At 39.7% G+C, this 3,220-nt stretch carries 3 protein-coding genes; 2 read left to right on the plus strand and 1 reads right to left on the minus strand.

Translation table 11 applies throughout. The annotated features are described in order from the left end of the window. Nucleotides 1–257: 257 nt before the first annotated feature. Together der and IQ228_RS23740 are read left to right on the plus strand one after the other, a co-directional pair. Nucleotides 258–1,622 carry a ribosome biogenesis GTPase Der gene (der, locus tag IQ228_RS23735; RefSeq protein ID WP_027401964.1) on the plus strand — a complete coding sequence of 455 codons (1,365 nt, stop codon included), beginning with the start codon at nucleotides 258–260 and terminating at the stop codon, nucleotides 1,620–1,622. A gap of 160 nt (nucleotides 1,623–1,782) precedes the next feature. After that, nucleotides 1,783–2,709: an energy-coupling factor transporter transmembrane protein EcfT gene (locus tag IQ228_RS23740; protein WP_193964663.1), complete on the plus strand. Its 927-nt coding sequence runs from the start codon at nucleotides 1,783–1,785 to the stop codon at nucleotides 2,707–2,709. A gap of 172 nt (nucleotides 2,710–2,881) precedes the next feature. Here IQ228_RS23740 and IQ228_RS23745 read toward each other — a convergent pair. Further along, a partial coding sequence (locus IQ228_RS23745) for a hypothetical protein (RefSeq protein WP_193964665.1) occupies nucleotides 2,882–3,220 on the minus strand: 339 nt, incomplete at its 5' end.

Consider the following 3,220-nt stretch of genomic DNA (forward strand, 5'->3'; position numbering starts at 1 on the left):
GTGTGCTGGGAGATGTGTGAAATGTATAGGATAGGGATGTTGGGGAAGTTGGGAAAGTTGGGGAATATTTCCTCCCAATGACCAATGACCAATGACCAATGACCAATGACTAATGACCAATGACCAATGACTAATGACCAATGACCAATGACCAAAAACTATGATATAATTAGTAGTTCTCTAAAATGGTGCTGGGTGAAGAACGTAGAGACAAAACTCAGCACACCTACACACTCAGCACTAAAGAACTCTAGTTTATGGCATTGCCAATTGTTGCAATTATCGGTCGCCCCAATGTGGGCAAATCTACCTTTGTAAATCGTCTTGCCGGAGATCAAACGGCGATAGTCCACGATGAACCAGGGGTAACACGCGATCGCACTTACCGTCCAGCTTTTTGGAATGATCGGGAATTTGTCGTAGTGGACACAGGTGGCTTAGTTTTTAACGATGACACCGAATTTCTGCCTTTGATTCGCCAACAGGCTTTAACGGCACTTGCAGAAGCCTGTGCTGCTATTTTCGTAGTGGATGGGCAAGCAGGTTTGATGCCCGCAGATGAAGAAATTTCCGAATGGTTACGTCAACAACCAGTTCCCGTACTACTGGCTGTGAATAAATGTGAATCTCCAGATCAAGGGGTGATTCAAGCCGCTGAATTTTGGGAATTAGGACTAGGTGAACCTTTCCCCGTTTCTGCTATTCATGGTAGTGGGACAGGGGAAATCCTGGATGAGTTAATGAATCACATTCCTCATACAGTAGAAGTAGAGGAAAATACAGAAATTAAAGTTGCCATTATTGGTAGACCAAATGTAGGCAAATCCAGCTTACTCAATGCTTTTGTCGGTGAAAATAGAGCTATTGTCAGTCCTATTTCTGGAACAACTAGAGATACAATTGATACAATAGTTGAGCGAGGTGGGCAAACTTACAGGTTAATTGATACTGCTGGTATTCGCAAAAAGAAACATATAGAATACGGGACGGAATTTTTCAGTATTAACCGTGCGTTTAAAGCTATTCGTCGTTCTGATGTGGTTTTATTAGTGATTGATGCTTTAGATGGTGTCACTGAACAAGATCAGAAATTAGCAGGGCGCGTCTTAGAAGAAGGTCGCGCTTGTGTTGTGGTTGTGAATAAGTGGGATGCTGTCGAGAAAGATTCTTACACCATATATGACCATGAAAAAGAATTAGAATCACGCTTACATTTTACGGAATGGGCAGATACTATTTTTGTGAGCGCAAATACGGGGCTACGGGTAGAAAAGATTTTAGAATTGGTCAATCAAGCGGCTGAGGCACACAAACGCCGTGTGAGTACATCAGTCATTAATGAAGTTCTGGAAGATGCTATCAGTTGGCATTCACCACCGACTTCACGGGGCGGTCGTCAGGGTAAGATATACTACGGTACTCAAGTTAGCAGTCAGCCTCCTTCTATCGCGCTGTTTGTTAATGATAATACCCGCTTTAATGACAATTATCGCCGTTACATTGAACGCCAATTCCGTAAACAGCTTGGCTTTCAAGGTACACCGATTCGGTTATTTTGGCGCAGTAAGAAAGTTCGAGAAATGGAAATTGGCGGACCAAATCGTGCTACTCGTGTAAAATAGGAAACTGAGGGAATTTTAGATTTTGGATTTTGGATTTTGGATTGAATGATTCCAAATTTGAACAGGAGAAATAGGTTTCAACTGTGAAAAAATTGAAAATCTCTTTCCCAATCTAAAATCTAAAATCTAAAATCCAAAATTGTTTGACAACTGACAAAACATGGATTTATTGCGATCGCTTCCCCTCGGACTTTACTTAGAAGAACCGCAAACTTGGTTACATAAACTCGACCCGCGAGTGAAGTTAATTTGGTTGTTGAGCTTTCTCAGTAGCTATATTATCGCTAATAACTATTGGCGGGTATTACTGGTATTACTGCTAATTACTTTTACTGTATTTGCCAAAATTCCTCTGCGAGTATGGCGACAACAAATGGGCTGGTTATTGGTACTATCATTTATGGTGTTAGTTATTGGCTCGATTAGTCCTGATGGATTAGGTGTAAGTTATCAGCCTCGCTTACCCGCAAATGAACAAATCCTTACCCAACCAATAACTGATAAAAAGACCCAAGTTACCCCAGTCATAGCAGATAGCAGTAAAAAGTATAGCTATGTGTTATTTCAGAAAGGATTTGTGAAAGTAAATCGCCGTTCTTTGGATTTGGCAATTAGCTTGAGTACAATAGTTTTTACACTAATCTATAGCACTAATTTATATTTACTCACAACTGCACCAGAAGAAATTACTTCGGGTATGGAAAGTTTAATGCAGCCTTTGAGAAGGTTCAATGTTCCAGTTACAGAAATTACCCTGACTTTAACTTTATCCTTGCGGTTTATCCCCCTAGTTTTAGAAGAAATCCAAAACCTAGTGCGTTCGGTGATGACTAGGGCAATTAATTGGAAAAAGCTAGGATTAAAAGGAGGAGCAAAAGTTTGGTTAATTGTCACCGAGAGATTATTAGAAAATCTGCTTTTAAGGGCGGAACAAATGGCAAATGCGATGATGGTAAGGGGTTTTACTAGTCCTAACGAACATCGGGTTAAATGGCAAGAGTTAAAATTAAAAATGGGTGATTGGTTAGCGATCGCCACTTTAATGGTATTTTGGGGAATCAGAATAGCCTTTGGTGCTGATAAGTAATTGGACAAAAATATTTACAGTCATTGCGAGCGAAGGGAAGCAATCACAACCCTTGCAATTGCTTCATTTCACTTCGTTTCATATGGCTAACGCCATGCAACCCTTACGCAATGACATTGTGTAATTAATTTTGTCTCACTACTTAGCGCAGCGTGACTTAAAATTCACCATCTCATCTTTTCCCTAATTTCCAATCTTCACCACCGGGTAACTGAATTAACAGTTTGACAATAGCTTTTGGTAACTCTTTGACTGAATATAGATGAGTCAATTCCAAAAATTTACCTGCGACAGAAATTACCTCGTTTCTGTTGACCATTCCCGCTAATGCAAATTCATTATGAATCCCTCCCAATACTTCCAAACTTGCATCAGCTATAGCTAATTCTATTTCCTCTTGTAACCAATTGTCCCATTCATCTTGATTGATATAATAGGATTTTTTATTTTCTTTAAGATTAATATCTTGAATTTCTAGTAATGAATTGCGAATAGAAGCAGTCCAAGAATT

The organism is Dolichospermum sp. LEGE 00246 (assembly GCF_015207865.1).
Taxonomy (GTDB): domain Bacteria; phylum Cyanobacteriota; class Cyanobacteriia; order Cyanobacteriales; family Nostocaceae; genus Dolichospermum; species Dolichospermum heterosporum.